This window comes from Erythrobacter sp. Dej080120_24 (assembly GCF_036322605.1).
Lineage (GTDB): Bacteria > Pseudomonadota > Alphaproteobacteria > Sphingomonadales > Sphingomonadaceae > Erythrobacter > Erythrobacter aurantius.
The window spans coordinates 1,644,442-1,659,372 of record NZ_AP027262.1 but is presented as its reverse complement, the minus strand read 5'-3'; the positions used below and the strand labels follow the sequence as shown (position 1 = coordinate 1,659,372).

Sequence of the window (14,931 nt, the reverse complement as noted above, 5' to 3'; positions counted from 1 at the left end):
ACTTCAGCCGGAGTTAATGCGGCGAGGCCGATTTAGCATCTCGGGTCCGCTGGAGGGGTAATAATATGAAGAAGCCAATTTCTGCCGTCTGTGCCTTTGCGATGGCGGCCACATTCACCGCAGCGCCGGCACACGCGCAGGAAGTGAATTTCGGCAACAACTCAAGCACATGGTCCAATGATGGCGAGTGCGATGATCCGCGCTTCGAAGGCAGCGGGATGGCCGCAACCCTGCTTGACGAAGATACCATGAGCGATGCCAACGATTGTCGTGCACTTTATGATGCCGGGCGCATCCGCTTGCTGACCCGTTATGTCGATTTTGGCGACAATTCGAGCCAGTGGGCCAATGATGGCGAATGCGATGATCCTCGGTTCACCGGGCGCGGCATGGCGGCGACCCTGCTGGATGAAGACCGTCTGCGCGATGCAACAGACTGCCGCGGCCTGTACCAGTCAGGCGCAATCCAGATGCGGCGCGCCGCGGGAAGCTGGAGCTTCGGTGACGACAGCAGCCAGTGGGCCAATGACGGCGAATGCGACGATCCGCGCTTTGCAGGGGACGGCATGGCCAGCGTTCTGCTGGAGGAAGACACCATGCGCGATGCAAGCGATTGCCGCGCGCTCTACAATGCCGGGCGCATCCGCTACAAAGGCTGATGCGTCGGCACCGGGCTCTTACCGGAAATTGTCGGCGTAGGCCTGCAATTTGAGCTTTTTCGGCGGGGAAGCGTGCACGCGGGCAGTGATGCCGTATTTCTCGGCATAGGCCTTCGCCGCTTCCTTCGTCGGGAAATTCAGCTTCACCTGCGCCTGCGTGTCACCGCTGCCGGTCCATCCCATCAGCGGATCGGGCTTGCGCGCTTCGCTCTGCTCGAATTCGAGCACCCAGACATCGGTCTTCGCCTTACCCGATTGCATCGCGCTCTTGGGTTGCTGGTAGATGATTGCGGTCATTGTTCGTGATCCCTTGTCTACGGGTCCGATAGTCCAAACCTATTCGCGATTGAAGGCGTTTTTGGTCTTGAGGCTGGGCTTTTCCAGCCAGGGCTGATCCGGCCAGCGATGCTTGGGATAACGACCCTTCATATCCTTGGCCACGTCAGCCCACGAACCGCGCCAGAATCTGGGCAGATCGCGCGTGGACTGGATTGGACGCCCGGCCGGACTGGTCAGCTTCAGCAGCAAAGGCGTCCGCCCGATCATCGGGTGGTTGTCCAGCCCGAACAGGGCCTGCACCCGCACCTCCACGCTCGGCGCGTCATCGCCCGAATAATCGATGGCATGGCGCGTATCGGCGGGAGAGGTAAAATGGGTGGGCGCCGCGCGATCGAGCATCTGGCGATCATTCCAGTCCAGCGTGTTCAGCACGGCATCGGCCAACCGTGCCTTGGCAACATCGAGATCGCGGCGGCCATCAATCAGGGGCCGGAGCCACAGGTCGATAGTATCCTGCAATCCGGCATCCGTCAGGCTTTCGATACCGGCGTAGCGCCCTCGCGCCAGAAGCGTCGCAGGGAGAATTTCCCCCAGCCTGTCCCGCGCTTTCTCCACAAGCATGTCCACAATGGCGCTTGGGTCAGGCTGTGGATCGGGGCCGCTTGCCATAGTGATCGCGCCAAGCCGCTTTTCGAGCCGCGCTTCAACCCGCCCTTCCTTCGCATTCCAGTTCAGGACAGATCGCGATTCGATCAGATCAGCGAGGTCTTGATCGATCAGCGCTTGATCGATTTCCAATCCGGCTGTGATCCGAGCGCCCTTTGCCTGGCCCTGTGCATCGGCGATCACCATCCATTCGGCGCGCGCAAGCGGGGACGCCGGATCAAGCTGAAACCCGCGACCTCCGGCAGAAATCCATTGTTCGCCCGACTTGTCCCTCCGCCGTGCGATCCTGTCTGGCATGGCGAAGGCGAGATGCACTGCCGGGTCGCGCCACTCGGCGTCCGTTCTGCCCAAGATCCGCTCTGCCTGCCGCGCCCAGCCTGCCGCGAGCTTGCGACTGGCGATCGCCCTTGGCGAACGATCCTGCAGCCGGCGATCAAGCCTTTGGGCCAGATCCTCTCCCCTGCCGCCAAGCCCTCGCTCTTGCGCAAGCAGGGCAAATTGGGCGAGCTTCTCTGCCTGCCCGCTGCCTGCCCCCGCCAGCACCGCCGCCGCCCAGCGCGGCTCAAGCGGCAAGGTCGATATCTTCTCTCCCCAATCGGTGATACTGCCGTCATCGTGGATAGCGCGGATTGCGACCAGGCTAGCGCGCGCCGCCTTGACCGATGCCTCGGGCGGCGGATCCAGCCAGCGCAGCGAAGCCGGATCGCCCGTTCCCCATTTCGCGAGCCTGAGCATCAGCGCGGTCAGATCGGCGGTCTCGATCTCGGGCGGAGCAAATTCTGGCCGCCCCATATGCCCGCCTTCCTCCCACAGCCGATAGGCGACCCCCGGCCCTTGCCGCGCCGCGCGCCCAGCCCTTTGTGCAGCAGCGGCCTGACTTGCCCGATGCGTGACAAGATGGGTGGTGCCAGCCGCGCGGTCATATTGGACGGACCGTGCAAGGCCGCTGTCGACCACAACAGACACCCCGTCGAGGGTCAGAGAGGTTTCCGCTATCGCAGTTGCCAGCACAATCCTCCTTCGTCCCTCGGTATCGCGCCGGATCGCGAGGCGTTGAGCCACCGGCTCGACCTGTCCGTGCAGCGGCAGGATCGGGGTTCGCGGAAGCTTCGGCTCAAGCCGCTCACGGGTCCGCTCGATCTCGCCGACACCGGGCAGGAAGGCGAGAATGTCACCATCACGCTCACGCCATGCGGTCAGCACAGCCGAAGCCATCTGGTCTTCCAGACGTTTGGCAGGATCGGCACCCAGCCATCTGATTTCCAGCGGGAAACTGCGCCCTTCGCTTTCAATTACCGGCGCGTCTTCGCCCAAGAGCCGGGCAAAGCGCGCACCATCAATCGTTGCTGACATCACCAGCACGCGCAGGTCATCACGCAGAACTTCGCGCGTTTCCAGCGCCAGCGCGAGGCCCAGATCGCTGTCGAGATGCCGTTCATGCGCCTCGTCGAACAGGATGGCGGAAACACCCGGAAGCTCCGGATCATCCACCAGACGGTTCACAAGGATCGCCTCGGTCACAACAAGAATTCGCGTCTTCGCTGATGTCTTGCTGTCGAGCCGGGTCATGTAGCCGACCGTCTCGCCCGCGCGTTCGCCCAGCATTTCAGCCATGCGCTCTGCCGCAGCCCGCGCGGCAACCCGGCGCGGCGAAGTGATGATGATCTGCCCCTTGCACCATTGCTCACCAAGCAAGGCGGGCGCGACGGCAGTGGTCTTGCCCGCTCCGGGAGGCGCGATCAGCACTGCCGCGCCGGAACGCGACAAGGCATCCCTGAGATCGGGCAGAACGGCATTGATGGGCAGTTGAGGGCTCACGCCCGGCTAGCTAGCGCGATCAGTAACCGCGTGCGACAGCGAATTGTGCGGCTTCGGCCATAGCAGCGCGAGCCTTGCTGTCGGGGAAGATCGAAATCGCGTCGATCGCACGCTGTGCAAAATGCCGCGCCTTTTCCCGCGTGTCTTCGAGAGCGTTGTGCTTTTCGATCAGCGCAATCGCGTGGGCAAGGTCCTCATCCGAAGAACGGTGGCCAAGGATCGCATCCTTCCAGAACTTGCGCTCATCCGCATCGCCGCGCGCGTGGGCGAGGATCACCGGCAGCGTCATCTTGCCTTCGCGAAAGTCGTCGCCCTGGTCCTTGCCCATGCTGGCCGCGTCGGAATCGTAATCGATTGCATCGTCCACCAGCTGGAACGCAACGCCAAGGTTGCGACCGTAATCTTCCAGCGCGCGCTCCTGTTCGTCGCTGCATTCGGCGACAACCGCGCTGATCTGGCTGGCGGCGGCGAAAAGTGCTGCGGTTTTCGCGCCGATGATGTGGAGATAGCGCTCTTCGCTGGTCTCGATCTGACGCTGCGCGCTCAATTGCGACACTTCGCCTTCGGCGATCACGGCGCTGGCGTGGCTGAGGATCTTGAGAACGCGCAAGGAACCGTCTTCGGTCATCAGCTCAAACGCGCGGCTGAACAGGAAATCGCCCACAAGCACGGTGGCGGGATTTCCGAAGATGATATTGGCCGCAGCCTTGCCCCGGCGCAGTTCGCTGCCGTCCACCACATCATCATGCAGCAAGGTCGCGGTGTGGATGAATTCCACCGCTGCCGCCAGTTTGTGATGGCGGGTGCCCTGATACCCGACCAGTTCCGCCCCGGCGAGCGTGAGCATTGGCCGCAAACGCTTGCCACCGCCCGAAATCAGATGGCCTGCTAAACGCGGGATAAGCGGAATTTCGCTTTGCATGCGTTCCAGAATCACGGTGTTGACCGAATTCATGCCGCTGGCAGTCAGCGACAGCATCGGATCAAGCGTCGGCTGTTTGCGCGGCAAGGGAACGACATCTGCGGTCATCGCTCGTCGCCATACGTGCTGCGTCGCGCGCTTGGCAAGCGCAGAATTGCTGCTAATTCTGCGCCCCATGCCGCAGGAAACGCAAAGCCCGACCACTCAGACCGCCGCCGGAGACCCGGTGCTGGCCGCCTACCGCAAGAGCATCGACAATATCGATGCCGCGATCATTCACATGTTGGCGGAACGGTTTCGCATCACGCAGGCGGTGGGCGAATACAAGGCCAAGGTCACCCTGCCCCCAGCCGACCCAGATCGGGAGGCACGCCAGATCGCACGGCTGCGCAAACTGTCGGAAGAAGCCGATCTCGACCCCGAATTCAGCGAGAAATTCCTGCGCTTCATCATCGATGAGGTGATCCGCCACCACGAAAAGGCGCGCGAAGGCTGATCGCCCGCTAAAATGGCTCGCGGTTTTCGGGAAGCCGTACTGGAGGCGGCGCGCTGCTCCCGCCTCTGTCATTCCCAGACTTTGTTTCAGCGGAAGGGCCTTGCGAAGCAATCGGCGGCGCTGACGGGATTGGCGGCGGCGGCAAAGCCCCGGCCTTGGCGGCGTTGAACTGCTCTATCGCGCGGTTCTGTTCGATCAGCGCGCTGACTTGCCGATACCGTTCGCGCGCCTGCCTGCGTTCCTGCCGGGTCAAAAGGATGCGCGTGCCATAGCGGTCATAGGCGTAGGCACCACGACCGGGGTAGAAAAACCCGTCGACCCAGACTCCGTCAGGACAACCGACGCATTGTTCGGGGCCGACAGGGCCATGATCAATCACAACCGGAGCATAGGGATTGTGGAATACGCTGCGCTGTCCATCAAACCCGGACACAGTCTGAGTGGTGGAGCAGGCAGTCAGAATTACTGCTCCTGCCAGAACGCTCGCCAGTCGTGCCCGCATCATCCGCTCCCCTTCTGATCAAGCGCAAAGTTGCCGTGCCGGCTTGAATGCAGGCTGAACTCGTCGTCGTATCACCATGAAAACAGGCCGGAATAACACCCGACGCACTCAGGCGCGCGGCAGTCTCAGTTCCACCAGCAATCCGCCCAGATCTTCACTTTCATCGAGCGTGACAGAGCCGCCGTAAATCTCCACCACATCGCGCACGATGGCGAGGCCAAGTCCGGTGCCGGGCTTGCCCGTATCCAGCCGCGCCCCTCGATCGAATATGCGTGTGCGCTCCGCCTCGGGAATGCCGGTTCCGTCATCCTCGACCCAGATGACGCATTGATCGGCATCGGGTTCGTGATCGATCGTCACGAACACGCTGCCGCCGCCGTATTTGGCCGCATTTTCGATCAGGTTGCCGAAAATCTCGTCAAGATCCTGCCGCTCGATTGCGACCAAAGCATCGCGGCTGCCGGCGATATCGAGACGGCCATTGGGATAAAGCCGCTCAACTGCGCGCCGCACCGCTTCGGCGCTCTGGCGGACATTCGTGCGCGCCTGCCCCACAGCACGGCGACCGACGGCGCGTGCGCGGGCGAGGTGGTGATCGACATGCCGCTGCATGGTGCGGGTTTCACGAAACACCGCCTGATTGAGATTGGGGTCCTTCGCGGTCGCTGCGTTGGTCAGCACAGTCAGCGGGGTCTTCAGCGCGTGCGCGAGATTGCCCGCATGCATCCGCGCTTCCTCCGCCTGCCGTTCGGTGTGTTCGAGCAGGGCGTTGACTTCATCCACCAGCGGCTGAACCTCAGTGGGAAGCGGCTCGGTGATACGATTTTCACCAGTGGTGCGCAGCTTGGAAATGGCCGCGCGCACCCGGCGTAACGGGGAAAGTCCGTACCATATTTGCAGCAAGGCCATGCCGATCAGACCCAGGCCCAGCACGGCAAAACTCCAGAACAGGATGAAGCGCACCCGCTGGATCTGGTTGTCGCGTTCCTCGGTCGCAGCAGCCACGGCAAAGGTCCAGCGCGTGTCGCTGCCGGGCAGGATCAGCGTGCGTTCGGCAATGCGCAGCGGCTCGCCCTCGAACTGGGCGGAATCATAGAACTGCGGCTCGTCCACAAAGCCGCCTGCGCCGTCTTCGATGACACCGCGCAATTGCAGGGGCGTGTCCCACAGGCTGCGCGACGGATACGGTTCATACCCTTCCCCATCGATCTGCCAGTAAAGGCCACTGCCCGGTTCAAGAAACCGCTGATCGCCCAGCGAGCGGTAGAACCAGACCTCGCCAAAGCTGTCGATCTCCGCAGAGGAGATCATCGCTGTCAGCTGGTATTCGAGCTGTTCGTCGAAATTCGCCTGCACCTGGCTCGTCAGCGTGCGTTCGAGCGCGATCCCCCCGCCCAGCAGCAGCACGATGATCCAGGCTGTCGCGATAAATCCCATGCGCCGCGCAAGGCTGGCACGCGGCTGCGGCGCAGGGATGGCAGGATCGGACGTCAGCAACGGCGCTGAATCAGCCGTCTCGGCCTGAGACGGGTGACCATCGCCAGAGGCGTGTGCCTTACGCCCGTGGGGCGTCGGCCGGGTCGTCGAGGCTGTAACCGAGGCCACGGATCGTAGTGATTACCTCTGCACCAAGTTTCTTGCGGATACGGGTGACGAAAACCTCGATCGTGTTGGAATCGCGATCGAAATCCTGATCATAGATATGCTCGATCAGTTCGGTCCTGCTAACCACCTTGCCCTTGTGGTGCATCAGGTACGAAAGCAGCTTGTATTCCTGCGCGGTCAGCTTCACCGGCTCGCCGTCGAGAGTGACGCGGCCTGAACGCGTATCCAGCCGGACGCCGCCAGCCGTCAGTTCGGAAGACGTGTTGCCGCTCGCACGACGGATCAGCGCGCGCAGGCGGGCGATCAGTTCCTCGGTCTGGAACGGCTTGGCAAGGTAATCATCCGCGCCCGCATCCAGCCCGGCGACCTTGTCAGACCAGCTGTCACGCGCCGTCAGGACGAGCACGGGAAAGTCACGACCTTCCTTGCGCCACATCCCCAGCACCGACAGCCCGTCGATCTCCGGCAGGCCGAGGTCGAGGATGCAGGCATCATAATCCTCGGTCGAGCCGAGGAAGTGGCCGTCCTCGCCATCGGTCGACAGGTCGACCGCGTAGCCATTGTGCTCCAGCGTCGATTTCAGCTGCTGGCCGAGTGTGGGTTCATCTTCGACGATCAGGATACGCATTTTCCACCATTTCCTTGCGATCTTGGCGAGAAGTCGCCCCTCGCTTGCGCGTTTGCACCGCGCGCGTCAAGCGAGGCGGACAGGCTTGCGGCGGCTCTTCCCCCGGCCATCACTCTCAATCCGCCCGCTGTTCTCAATTGGACCGGTTGATGATCCGCCCGGTGCGGGCATCGACATCAATATAGGTCACGCGGCCATCCTTGATGAACTTGAGCCGATAGGCGCGCGCCGTGCTGTCATAGGATGGGCCGAGATACTCGCTGCCGCGCATTTGCGGCAGGATGCGCCGTTCGATCTCGCGCAGGGAAAGCTGGTTGCCGGCGCGCATTTCGCGGCGGGCGTCGCCCTGATCGGTGCGCGACTGGTCTTGCGCGTAGAAGCCATCCCCCGCCGCAGCGGGCGCAGAGCCAAGGCCGACCATCATGGTCGCCGCGGCCAGGGCCAGAGCAAGGCGGGAGTGGCGTGTCATCATGCTGTAATGCCTAGCCCCGGCGCATTGAACAAGTTGTGAATGGGGCACGCGGCATTCGTTCAGCTTTCTGTTCAGTTTCCTGAATTCGATGAGACCATCTCGTATTTGATCGAGATGCTTACCCCCGTTTCGGCAAGGCCCACCTGGATCGGGGTGCTCTGCACCATGATCGCATCGGCGGCGGCGCGCATCGCCATTTCCGGCATAGGCCCTCGCCCCTGCACGGCTTCGCTGACCGACAGCACCCGGACATCGTCATAGCCGAACATGGCGGCATAGGCCCGTGCCCGTTCATGCGCCCGTTCCACCGCGCGCTGTCGCGCCAGATCCTTGGCTGCCTCGTCATCCTCGATGCTGAAGCTCGGCCCGGAAAGGTCGGTCGCCCCCGCTTCCACCAGCGCATCCAGCGCCGCACCGGTCCGTTCAATGTCGCGCAGCTTCACACTGACGCGGTTCGAAACCTGATAGCCCCGGAAGATCTGCTGCTGGGTCTGGCGGTCGTAATCGTATTGCGCGTTGAGGTTGATGCCCGTCGTCTGGATGTCTTTCTCATCCACGCCCAGCGCCTTGATCCGATCGATCACGCGGGTCATCTCGACCGCGTTCAGCCGCATCGCCTCCACCGCGGTTGGCGCCCGGGTCGTCACCCCGGCGCCCACGGTGGCGACATCGGGTTCGGCAGTGACGCTTTCATACACCGACAGATCGATCACCGGGCCGCTGGCTTCGATCTCCACCTGCTGCGCATGGGCAACCGAAGGGATGAGCGCGGGTGTGGCAACGGCTGTCGCAGCGATCAGGGCAAGCGAATGACGGATCATGGATGGTTCCTCCTTTTGCGCCCGCATTGGCGGGGGCGGCATTGACGGGGACTGAACCGCCTTGGCAGCGGGCAGGCAAGTCCGTAAGGGCGCGCTCACATGGCACAACCTCCAATCCTCTCCTGGGAAGGCCTCGGCCTGCAACAAGGCGGCCGCTGGCTGTTCGGCGGCCCCGATGTGGAGCCGATCGACCTGCACGTGCTGCCGGGCGACAGGCTGGCGCTGATCGGGCGCAATGGCGCGGGCAAGACGACGCTGCTGCGGCTGATCGATGACCGGATCGAAGCCGACCGGGGCAAACGCCGGATCAAGCCGAACACGCGCATCGTCTTCCTTGAACAAGACCCCGACTTCGCCCCCTTTGCCACGCTGATGGACTTTGCGCTTGCCGGGGACGACGCGCCCGAGCGGCACGAGGTGGAGAGCATCGCCGGACAGCTCGGCATCGACATGACCACCGAAGCGGCCACCGCCAGCGGGGGCGAGCGCCGCCGCGCCGCCATTGCCCGAGCGCTGGCACAGGACCCGGATCTGTTGCTGCTCGACGAGCCGACCAACCATCTCGATCTGGGCGCAATCGACTGGCTGGAGGACTGGCTGAGCCGGTACAAGGGCGCCTTCATCACCATCAGCCACGACCGTACCTTCCTGAAACGTCTGACCCGTGCGACCCTGTGGCTCGATCGCGGAACCTTGCGGCGCAAGGAAGTCGGCTTTGGCGGGTACGAGGCGTGGGAAGAGCAGGTGTATGCCGAGGAAGCGCGCGCCGCCGAAAAGCTCGACGCCAAGCTCAAGATCGAGGCGCACTGGCTCGAACGCGGTGTCACCGCCCGGCGCAAGCGCAACCAGGGCCGGCTGGAGAAGCTGTACCAGATGCGCGCCGCCCGCGCGGCGATGATCTCGGACAGCGGATCGGCCAAGCTCAAGCTCGCCAATGACGAGGAGTTCAAGTCCAAATCGGTGATCGTCGCCGAGGGCATTTCCAAGACATACGACGGGCGGCAGGTGATCAAGCCGTTCACCCTGCGCATCCAGAACGGCGACCGGATCGGCATTGTCGGCGCCAATGGCGCGGGCAAGACGACGCTGCTCAAACTGCTCACCGGCGATCTGGAGCCAGACACCGGCACTGTCCAGCGCGCGCGCACGCTTTCGGGCGTAATGATCGACCAGCAGCGGAAGCTGCTGGAACCCGATGCGACCGTGCGCCAGATCCTTGCCGAAGGCGGCGATTGGATCGACGTGCGCGGCGTGCGCAAGCATGTGCAGGCATACCTCAAGGACTTCCTGTTCGATCCCAAGCTGGTCGATACCAAGGTCGGCATCCTGTCGGGCGGTGAGCGGTCGCGCCTGCTGCTCGCCCGCGAGTTCGCGCGCACCGCGAACCTGTTGGTGCTCGACGAGCCGACCAACGATCTCGATCTCGAAACGCTTGACCTCTTGCAGGAGGTGATCGCCGATTTCGAAGGCACCGTGCTGATCGTCAGCCACGATCGCGACTTCCTCGACAAGACCGTCACCATCACACTCGGCCTCGACGGGTCGGGCAAGGTCGATATCGTCGCGGGCGGCTATGCCGATTGGGAAGCGCGCCGCCGCCAGCCGGTGCAAGCGAAGGCAAAGCCTGCCGCCGCCGCATCGACCGCCCCCACCCCGGCCCCAGCCCCGCCCAAGGCCGACAAGCTTTCGTACAAGGACCAGCGCGATTACGAGCTGCTCCCCACCCGGATCGAGGAGCTTGAGGCCGCTATTGCCAAGGGCGAGGCGATCCTTGCCGATCCCGATCTCTACACCTCCGATCCCAAGCGTTTCACCACCATATCTAAGGGCATAGAGAACGCGCGGGCGGAGAAGGAGGCCGCCGAGGAACGCTGGCTGGAACTCGCCGAACGGGTCGAGGGATAACGGCCCGCAATCCCTACAGGCTGGAACAGGTGGAACACGGTCCAGAGGAAAAAATCCGAAAGTGTCACCATTGGCCCGGCAAACTGTGACCTAGCGCCGCCAACTGTCACCTTTTGCCGGGAAAGTGTAACCGCGCCCTGCCAAAGCGTCACTTTTGCAGGCTCCAAAGTGTCACTTTTGCGGGCAGGAAATGTCACGCACCGGCCCCCGTCGCGGCGCGCGCCGGAAGCACCCTCGGGTTCTTCAGGATCAGCGCCGAAATCAGCGCCACGATCAGCCCGACCGGGAAAATCTCGATAAAGGTGATCGGCAGCCGAAACAGCGGGTTGCGATAGGCTTCCATGCTCTGACTGATCTCGGCAATCCTCGCGGCTTCCGCAGCCGGATCAAGGCCGCTTGCCCGGACACTGTCGATCATGCTCTGCGAATAGGTTTCGATGAAGGAATAATCGGTCACGGCCAGCACAACTTCCCAGCTGATCGCGTAAATCACCCCGGCCACGACTGCGATCCCGATACCGACGGCGGCGCCTTGCGAAAACCTGATCACACCGCCGTGTTCGACATCGCGGTATCGCTTGATCCCGACAAACAGCAGGCTGAGCACCACAAGCATGGTCGCATAGCCCGCCAGCTCGGTCGCAGCAGCCGAATCCGGACCCAGGCCGAACAGCGAAAGCGACATGAGCGCGATCACGACCACACCGATGATACCACCGTAGATCAGGGCATAACGCAGCATTTCATTTCTCCTTTGCATGACCCCTTGCCGGGGATGCCCTCAGGTGCGGGGCACGCATCGGGACTGGCCCTTCGGAACCATCAAAACCATCACCCAGATGGGTGATTTCGCGCGTCTCACCCTGAATTATGGCCCGGATTCACGGGATAAGCGACAGATTGCGTGCCGCTTCCACCGCTTTGCCCCGGCCGCTAACATCCAGCTTTGCAAACAGGCTCGCGACGTGGGTTTTCACCGTGTTGGGTGACACTTTCAGAGCGCGGGCGATTTCCTTGTTGCTCGAACCCTTGGCGAGGTGATCGAGGATTTCGCATTCGCGCCGGGTCAGGCCCAACGATGCGATCGCCTTTTCATTGCGTTCGAATTCGGCCGCAGGCGGCGCGGCAGTCAGCCGCATGCCGACCCAGATTCCGAGCGCGATGAATATCGCCGCCACGACCGCGACATAGGCTTCGCCCGGCATGCTGAGCACGAGATACCGGTATTGCGCCCACTGCAGCGTGATCGCCACCAGCGCGAGCGGGGCGCCATACAAAAGGCCATAGCGGAGGATGCTCTTGCCCATATGCTATGACCTGCCAGATCGCATCGGGTTGATCCAGACTGTCGGCATAGTCGCATTCATCTTGCTTTTCTGTCGGAATCGGCCTCTCGCGCCATCTCGGCAATCCTTGATTGGTAAAATCTGGTGCGCCGCACGATGACAAAGGCGAAGATGATCCAGGCCACGCCGACCAGACCGAACCCGATCCATTGCAGTGGCACCGGCCCGGCCATGAGCCATTTTCCCGATAACCGAGGCCACACGACCAGCCCCCCGCCCAGAGCGAGCAGCGCCAGCCCGGTCCAGCGCACTGGCCGCAAATAGGCCCGCACTTCGGCTCGCAATTCGGGCCGCACCCGTCCGATCTTCATGCCTTCCGCCTCCCTCACCTGATCCGGTAGTAATCGGCCACCCGGTCCAGCGCCAGCTTCAGCACCAGCTTGCCGCTGCGCGCTGGCCAGCCCAGCCCCTTTTCCGCTTCGGGCAGCCCCTCGCCCGCGCACACCACGCGCCACAGCACGTCTTCGAGCCCCTTACCCGCGGCGCGGATCGCGCCGTCGAAACGCTGTTTGGCCGCGACCTGCCGCTCGGTCGCGCTCAGCCCCTGATCGCCGGTGGTCTTCACCCGCACCGGGTCCCAGCGCATGGTGACATTGGCGGATAGCTGCGCGCGTTCGAAATCGCGCCGCAGGATTTCGCCCGCCTGAAACAGACGATCATCGATATGACCGCGCGCGTGCAGCCAGCTGAGCGTCGATTCCCCCAGGTTGACGGTGACACTGCGCCGCCCCTTGCTCCTTTCACCGCCGCGACGCGGCCCTTCGGACGTCAGCTCCCGTTCCACCAGTTTGCGCATTCAACATTCTCCACATTCACCAATTTGGTGAAAACGGACTTGCAATGCCCGTGGTGATGTAGGAAAATGAAAATTGCCAAACTGGTTATACAGACTGGGCCGAAAGCAACCGCAGGAAGGGCATTTACCCGATGATCAATCGCATTCGCGAAATCCGCAAGGCAAAGGGAATGACGCTCGCCGATCTGGCAGAGGCGTGCACCCCGCCCACCACCGCGCAGACGATCGGCAGGCTCGAAACAGGAATGCGCAACCTTTCGACCAAGTGGATGGACCGCATCGGCACGGCTTTGGGCGTCGATCCCGAAATACTCGTCCGTTCCGAAGCCCAGCCGCGCGCCCGGATTGTTGCCGAGCTGGGCTTTGGCGAACCCGAAGCGCTGCCTGCCCCGCGCGAAGCGATCCTGCCCACGGAAATCGCGGCGCAAGGATCGGACGCGATCATGATGGTGCTGGAAGTGACCGCATCAATCGGGGAATACCGCCCCGGCGACATGGTGTGGCTGCGGCAGGTTGCGCCCGAAAACGCCGGAAGCGCGATCAACCGCGATTGCCTTGTCCCTCGCCCCGGTGGCCGTTTCGCCTTCGGACGGCTGATCGACCAGAAAGGCACGCTGGTCGGAATTCTCCCTTCACAGGCCGGAAACAAGCAGCAGGTTATAGACAATCCGCCGTGGATCGCGGTCGCGACGATGCTGGTGCGCCCGCTCTGACGCAAAGCCGCGCCGGTTATACCGCGTTAACCCCGCGCGCCCTATCGCAAACGCGAGACAGGAGATCAGGAACGTGAAGCCAGCGCGAAGGATACCGGGATGAAGCACGTCCTTGCGCTCAGCACGCTCTATCCCAACGCGGTGAACCCGCGCTTTGGCACCTTTGTCGCGCGCTCGCTCGAAGCGCTGGCAAAACGCGGTGACTGGCGTGTCAGCGTGGTCAATCCGATCGGAATTCCGCCGCTGGCACTGGGGCGATACCGCGCCTTGTCGCAGCTGGACGAGATTGGGGAGGAAGGCGGCATTGCCGTCCACCGCCCGCGCTTCACCCTAATCCCGGCGGTGGGTGCGCGGCGTAATGCCTCGGCCATCGCCAAGGCGGCCCTGCCCGTGATCGAGCGGATTCACGCGCAAACGCCGATTGATGTGATCGATGCGCAATTCTTCTTTCCCGATGGGCCGGCGGCGGCGTGGATCGCGCAAAGGCTGGGCCTCCCGCTGTCGCTGAAAGCGCGAGGCAGCGACATCACCTATTGGGGCGGGCTGGATTTCGCGCGCGAACAGATGCTCGAAGCCTCACGGCGGGCGACCGGTATCCTTTCCGTCAGCCAGGCGCTGGCAGAGGAAATGGTGGGCATGGGAATGCCGCGCGAGAAGATCACGCTGCATTACACCGGGCTGGATCGCGACCGGTTCCGGCCGTTTGACCACACTCGGCTGCGCGCCCAGATCAGCGGCGAGATCGGCTTTGCCCTGCCCGACAATGCGCCGCTGCTGGTGAGCGTGGGCGCGCTGATCGCGCGCAAGGGTCATGATATCGCGATTGGCGCACTGCCGATGATCGAAGGCGCACGGCTGGTGATCGTGGGCAAGGGAGAGCACGAGCCGCATCTGCGCGATCTCGCCCGCGATCTGGGGCTGGCTGACAGGGTGCATTTTGCCGGGTCGCTGGATCATGACCTGTTGCCGCTGATCCTGTCGGCGGCGGATGTGATGGTGCTGCCCACCAGCAACGAAGGGCTCGCCAATGCCTGGGTCGAAGCGCTCGCCTGCGGCACGCCCGTCGTCACCTGCGATGTCGGCGGCGCGCGCGAACTGATCGCTTGCGACACCGCCGGCAGGCTGGTGGAGCGCAACCCCGAAGCGGTGGCCGATGGCGTGAATTCGATCCTCAACGCGCCGCCCGCGCGGCAGGCCGTCGCCGCTCTGGTCGAACGGTTCAGCTGGGACAACAACGCCGCCGAACTGGCCGCGCATTACGAGCGATTGGCCAAGGGCTGAGGCGCGAGGCCCTGCCCTTGCG

At 63.3% G+C, this 14,931-nt stretch carries 17 protein-coding genes; 5 read left to right on the top strand and 12 right to left on the bottom strand.

Features of this window, described 5'->3' with window-relative positions; genetic code table 11:
• Positions 1–65 precede the first annotated feature (65 nt).
• Entirely contained in the window at positions 66–659 is a 594-nt protein-coding gene (locus AABA34_RS07945; protein WP_338304639.1) for a hypothetical protein, read from the top strand.
• 18 nt (positions 660–677) lie between these two features.
• Here the strand turns inward: AABA34_RS07945 and AABA34_RS07940 are convergent, their stop codons facing one another.
• From AABA34_RS07940 to AABA34_RS07930, 3 genes are read right to left on the bottom strand one after another with little or no spacing between them, the layout of a single operon-like run.
• Positions 678–956, bottom strand: coding sequence for an ETC complex I subunit (locus tag AABA34_RS07940; RefSeq protein ID WP_034952924.1), 279 nt, complete (start codon positions 954–956; stop codon positions 678–680).
• A 39-nt stretch (positions 957–995) separates the two neighbouring features.
• A complete protein-coding gene (gene hrpB / locus AABA34_RS07935) occupies positions 996–3,422 on the bottom strand; it encodes an ATP-dependent helicase HrpB (RefSeq protein ID WP_338304638.1) in 2,427 nt (808 codons plus the stop codon).
• A 19-nt stretch (positions 3,423–3,441) separates the two neighbouring features.
• Complete coding sequence (locus tag AABA34_RS07930) at positions 3,442–4,452, bottom strand: polyprenyl synthetase family protein (protein ID WP_034952920.1); 1,011 nt, start codon at positions 4,450–4,452, stop codon at positions 3,442–3,444.
• 67 nt (positions 4,453–4,519) lie between these two features.
• Here AABA34_RS07930 and AABA34_RS07925 point away from each other — a divergent pair, with 67 nt between their 5' ends.
• On the top strand, positions 4,520–4,840 hold the full coding sequence (locus tag AABA34_RS07925) for a chorismate mutase (RefSeq protein WP_034952918.1): 321 nt from the start codon (positions 4,520–4,522) through the stop codon (positions 4,838–4,840).
• A gap of 7 nt (positions 4,841–4,847) precedes the next feature.
• Here the strand turns inward: AABA34_RS07925 and AABA34_RS07920 are convergent, their stop codons facing one another.
• The 5 genes from AABA34_RS07920 to AABA34_RS07900 form a co-directional block, all read right to left on the bottom strand.
• Positions 4,848–5,345 carry a hypothetical protein gene (locus AABA34_RS07920; protein WP_338304636.1) on the bottom strand — a complete coding sequence of 166 codons (498 nt, stop codon included), beginning with the start codon at positions 5,343–5,345 and terminating at the stop codon, positions 4,848–4,850.
• 105 nt (positions 5,346–5,450) lie between these two features.
• Entirely contained in the window at positions 5,451–6,947 is a 1,497-nt protein-coding gene (locus AABA34_RS07915) for a sensor histidine kinase (RefSeq protein WP_445083769.1), read from the bottom strand.
• Entirely contained in the window at positions 6,898–7,575 is a 678-nt protein-coding gene (locus AABA34_RS07910) for a response regulator transcription factor (protein ID WP_034952914.1), read from the bottom strand. Before AABA34_RS07910 ends, AABA34_RS07915 begins: the two co-directional genes overlap by 50 nt.
• Positions 7,576–7,708: 133 nt before the next feature.
• A complete protein-coding gene (locus tag AABA34_RS07905; protein WP_034953348.1) occupies positions 7,709–8,044 on the bottom strand; it encodes a PepSY domain-containing protein in 336 nt (111 codons plus the stop codon).
• Between the two features lie 74 nt (positions 8,045–8,118).
• Entirely contained in the window at positions 8,119–8,868 is a 750-nt protein-coding gene (locus tag AABA34_RS07900) for an SIMPL domain-containing protein (RefSeq protein ID WP_338304634.1), read from the bottom strand.
• Between the two features lie 99 nt (positions 8,869–8,967).
• Here AABA34_RS07900 and AABA34_RS07895 point away from each other — a divergent pair, with 99 nt between their 5' ends.
• Positions 8,968–10,773, top strand: a complete 1,806-nt coding sequence (locus tag AABA34_RS07895) for an ABC-F family ATP-binding cassette domain-containing protein (RefSeq protein WP_338304633.1) — start codon at positions 8,968–8,970, stop codon at positions 10,771–10,773.
• A 193-nt stretch (positions 10,774–10,966) separates the two neighbouring features.
• Here the strand turns inward: AABA34_RS07895 and AABA34_RS07890 are convergent, their stop codons facing one another.
• The 4 genes from AABA34_RS07890 to AABA34_RS07875 all read right to left on the bottom strand — a co-directional run bounded on the left by AABA34_RS07890 (position 10,967) and on the right by AABA34_RS07875 (position 12,915).
• Entirely contained in the window at positions 10,967–11,515 is a 549-nt protein-coding gene (locus tag AABA34_RS07890) for a DUF4199 domain-containing protein (RefSeq protein ID WP_252257455.1), read from the bottom strand.
• 139 nt (positions 11,516–11,654) lie between these two features.
• Positions 11,655–12,080, bottom strand: a complete 426-nt coding sequence (locus tag AABA34_RS07885; protein WP_252257454.1) for a helix-turn-helix transcriptional regulator — start codon at positions 12,078–12,080, stop codon at positions 11,655–11,657.
• Positions 12,081–12,136: 56 nt separating this feature from the next.
• Positions 12,137–12,430, bottom strand: a complete 294-nt coding sequence (locus tag AABA34_RS07880) for a hypothetical protein (protein ID WP_338304632.1) — start codon at positions 12,428–12,430, stop codon at positions 12,137–12,139.
• Between the two features lie 14 nt (positions 12,431–12,444).
• Positions 12,445–12,915, bottom strand: a complete 471-nt coding sequence (locus tag AABA34_RS07875; RefSeq protein ID WP_338304631.1) for a DUF6456 domain-containing protein — start codon at positions 12,913–12,915, stop codon at positions 12,445–12,447.
• Between the two features lie 131 nt (positions 12,916–13,046).
• Here AABA34_RS07875 and AABA34_RS07870 point away from each other — a divergent pair, with 131 nt between their 5' ends.
• On the top strand, positions 13,047–13,628 hold the full coding sequence (locus AABA34_RS07870) for a helix-turn-helix domain-containing protein (protein ID WP_034952903.1): 582 nt from the start codon (positions 13,047–13,049) through the stop codon (positions 13,626–13,628).
• Positions 13,629–13,727: 99 nt separating this feature from the next.
• Positions 13,728–14,909, top strand: a complete 1,182-nt coding sequence (locus AABA34_RS07865) for a glycosyltransferase (protein WP_338304630.1) — start codon at positions 13,728–13,730, stop codon at positions 14,907–14,909.
• Positions 14,910–14,931 lie beyond the last annotated feature (22 nt).

What these genes read in the sequence shown, in the direction of transcription:
- AABA34_RS07880 (WP_338304632.1), bottom strand. Translation starts at nt 12,430, where the DNA reads ATGAAGATCGGACGGGTGCGGCCCGAATTGCGAGCCGAAGTGCGGGCC.
- AABA34_RS07940 (WP_034952924.1), bottom strand. Translation starts at nt 956, where the DNA reads ATGACCGCAATCATCTACCAGCAACCCAAGAGCGCGATGCAATCGGGT.
- AABA34_RS07945 (WP_338304639.1), top strand. Translation starts at nt 66, where the DNA reads ATGAAGAAGCCAATTTCTGCCGTCTGTGCCTTTGCGATGGCGGCCACA.
- AABA34_RS07895 (WP_338304633.1), top strand. Translation starts at nt 8,968, where the DNA reads ATGGCACAACCTCCAATCCTCTCCTGGGAAGGCCTCGGCCTGCAACAA.
- AABA34_RS07920 (WP_338304636.1), bottom strand. Translation starts at nt 5,345, where the DNA reads ATGATGCGGGCACGACTGGCGAGCGTTCTGGCAGGAGCAGTAATTCTG.
- AABA34_RS07900 (WP_338304634.1), bottom strand. Translation starts at nt 8,868, where the DNA reads ATGATCCGTCATTCGCTTGCCCTGATCGCTGCGACAGCCGTTGCCACA.
- AABA34_RS07870 (WP_034952903.1), top strand. Translation starts at nt 13,047, where the DNA reads ATGATCAATCGCATTCGCGAAATCCGCAAGGCAAAGGGAATGACGCTC.
- AABA34_RS07910 (WP_034952914.1), bottom strand. Translation starts at nt 7,575, where the DNA reads ATGCGTATCCTGATCGTCGAAGATGAACCCACACTCGGCCAGCAGCTG.
- AABA34_RS07875 (WP_338304631.1), bottom strand. Translation starts at nt 12,915, where the DNA reads ATGCGCAAACTGGTGGAACGGGAGCTGACGTCCGAAGGGCCGCGTCGC.
- AABA34_RS07885 (WP_252257454.1), bottom strand. Translation starts at nt 12,080, where the DNA reads ATGGGCAAGAGCATCCTCCGCTATGGCCTTTTGTATGGCGCCCCGCTC.
- AABA34_RS07865 (WP_338304630.1), top strand. Translation starts at nt 13,728, where the DNA reads ATGAAGCACGTCCTTGCGCTCAGCACGCTCTATCCCAACGCGGTGAAC.
- AABA34_RS07925 (WP_034952918.1), top strand. Translation starts at nt 4,520, where the DNA reads ATGCCGCAGGAAACGCAAAGCCCGACCACTCAGACCGCCGCCGGAGAC.
- AABA34_RS07930 (WP_034952920.1), bottom strand. Translation starts at nt 4,452, where the DNA reads ATGACCGCAGATGTCGTTCCCTTGCCGCGCAAACAGCCGACGCTTGAT.
- AABA34_RS07890 (WP_252257455.1), bottom strand. Translation starts at nt 11,515, where the DNA reads ATGCTGCGTTATGCCCTGATCTACGGTGGTATCATCGGTGTGGTCGTG.
- AABA34_RS07905 (WP_034953348.1), bottom strand. Translation starts at nt 8,044, where the DNA reads ATGACACGCCACTCCCGCCTTGCTCTGGCCCTGGCCGCGGCGACCATG.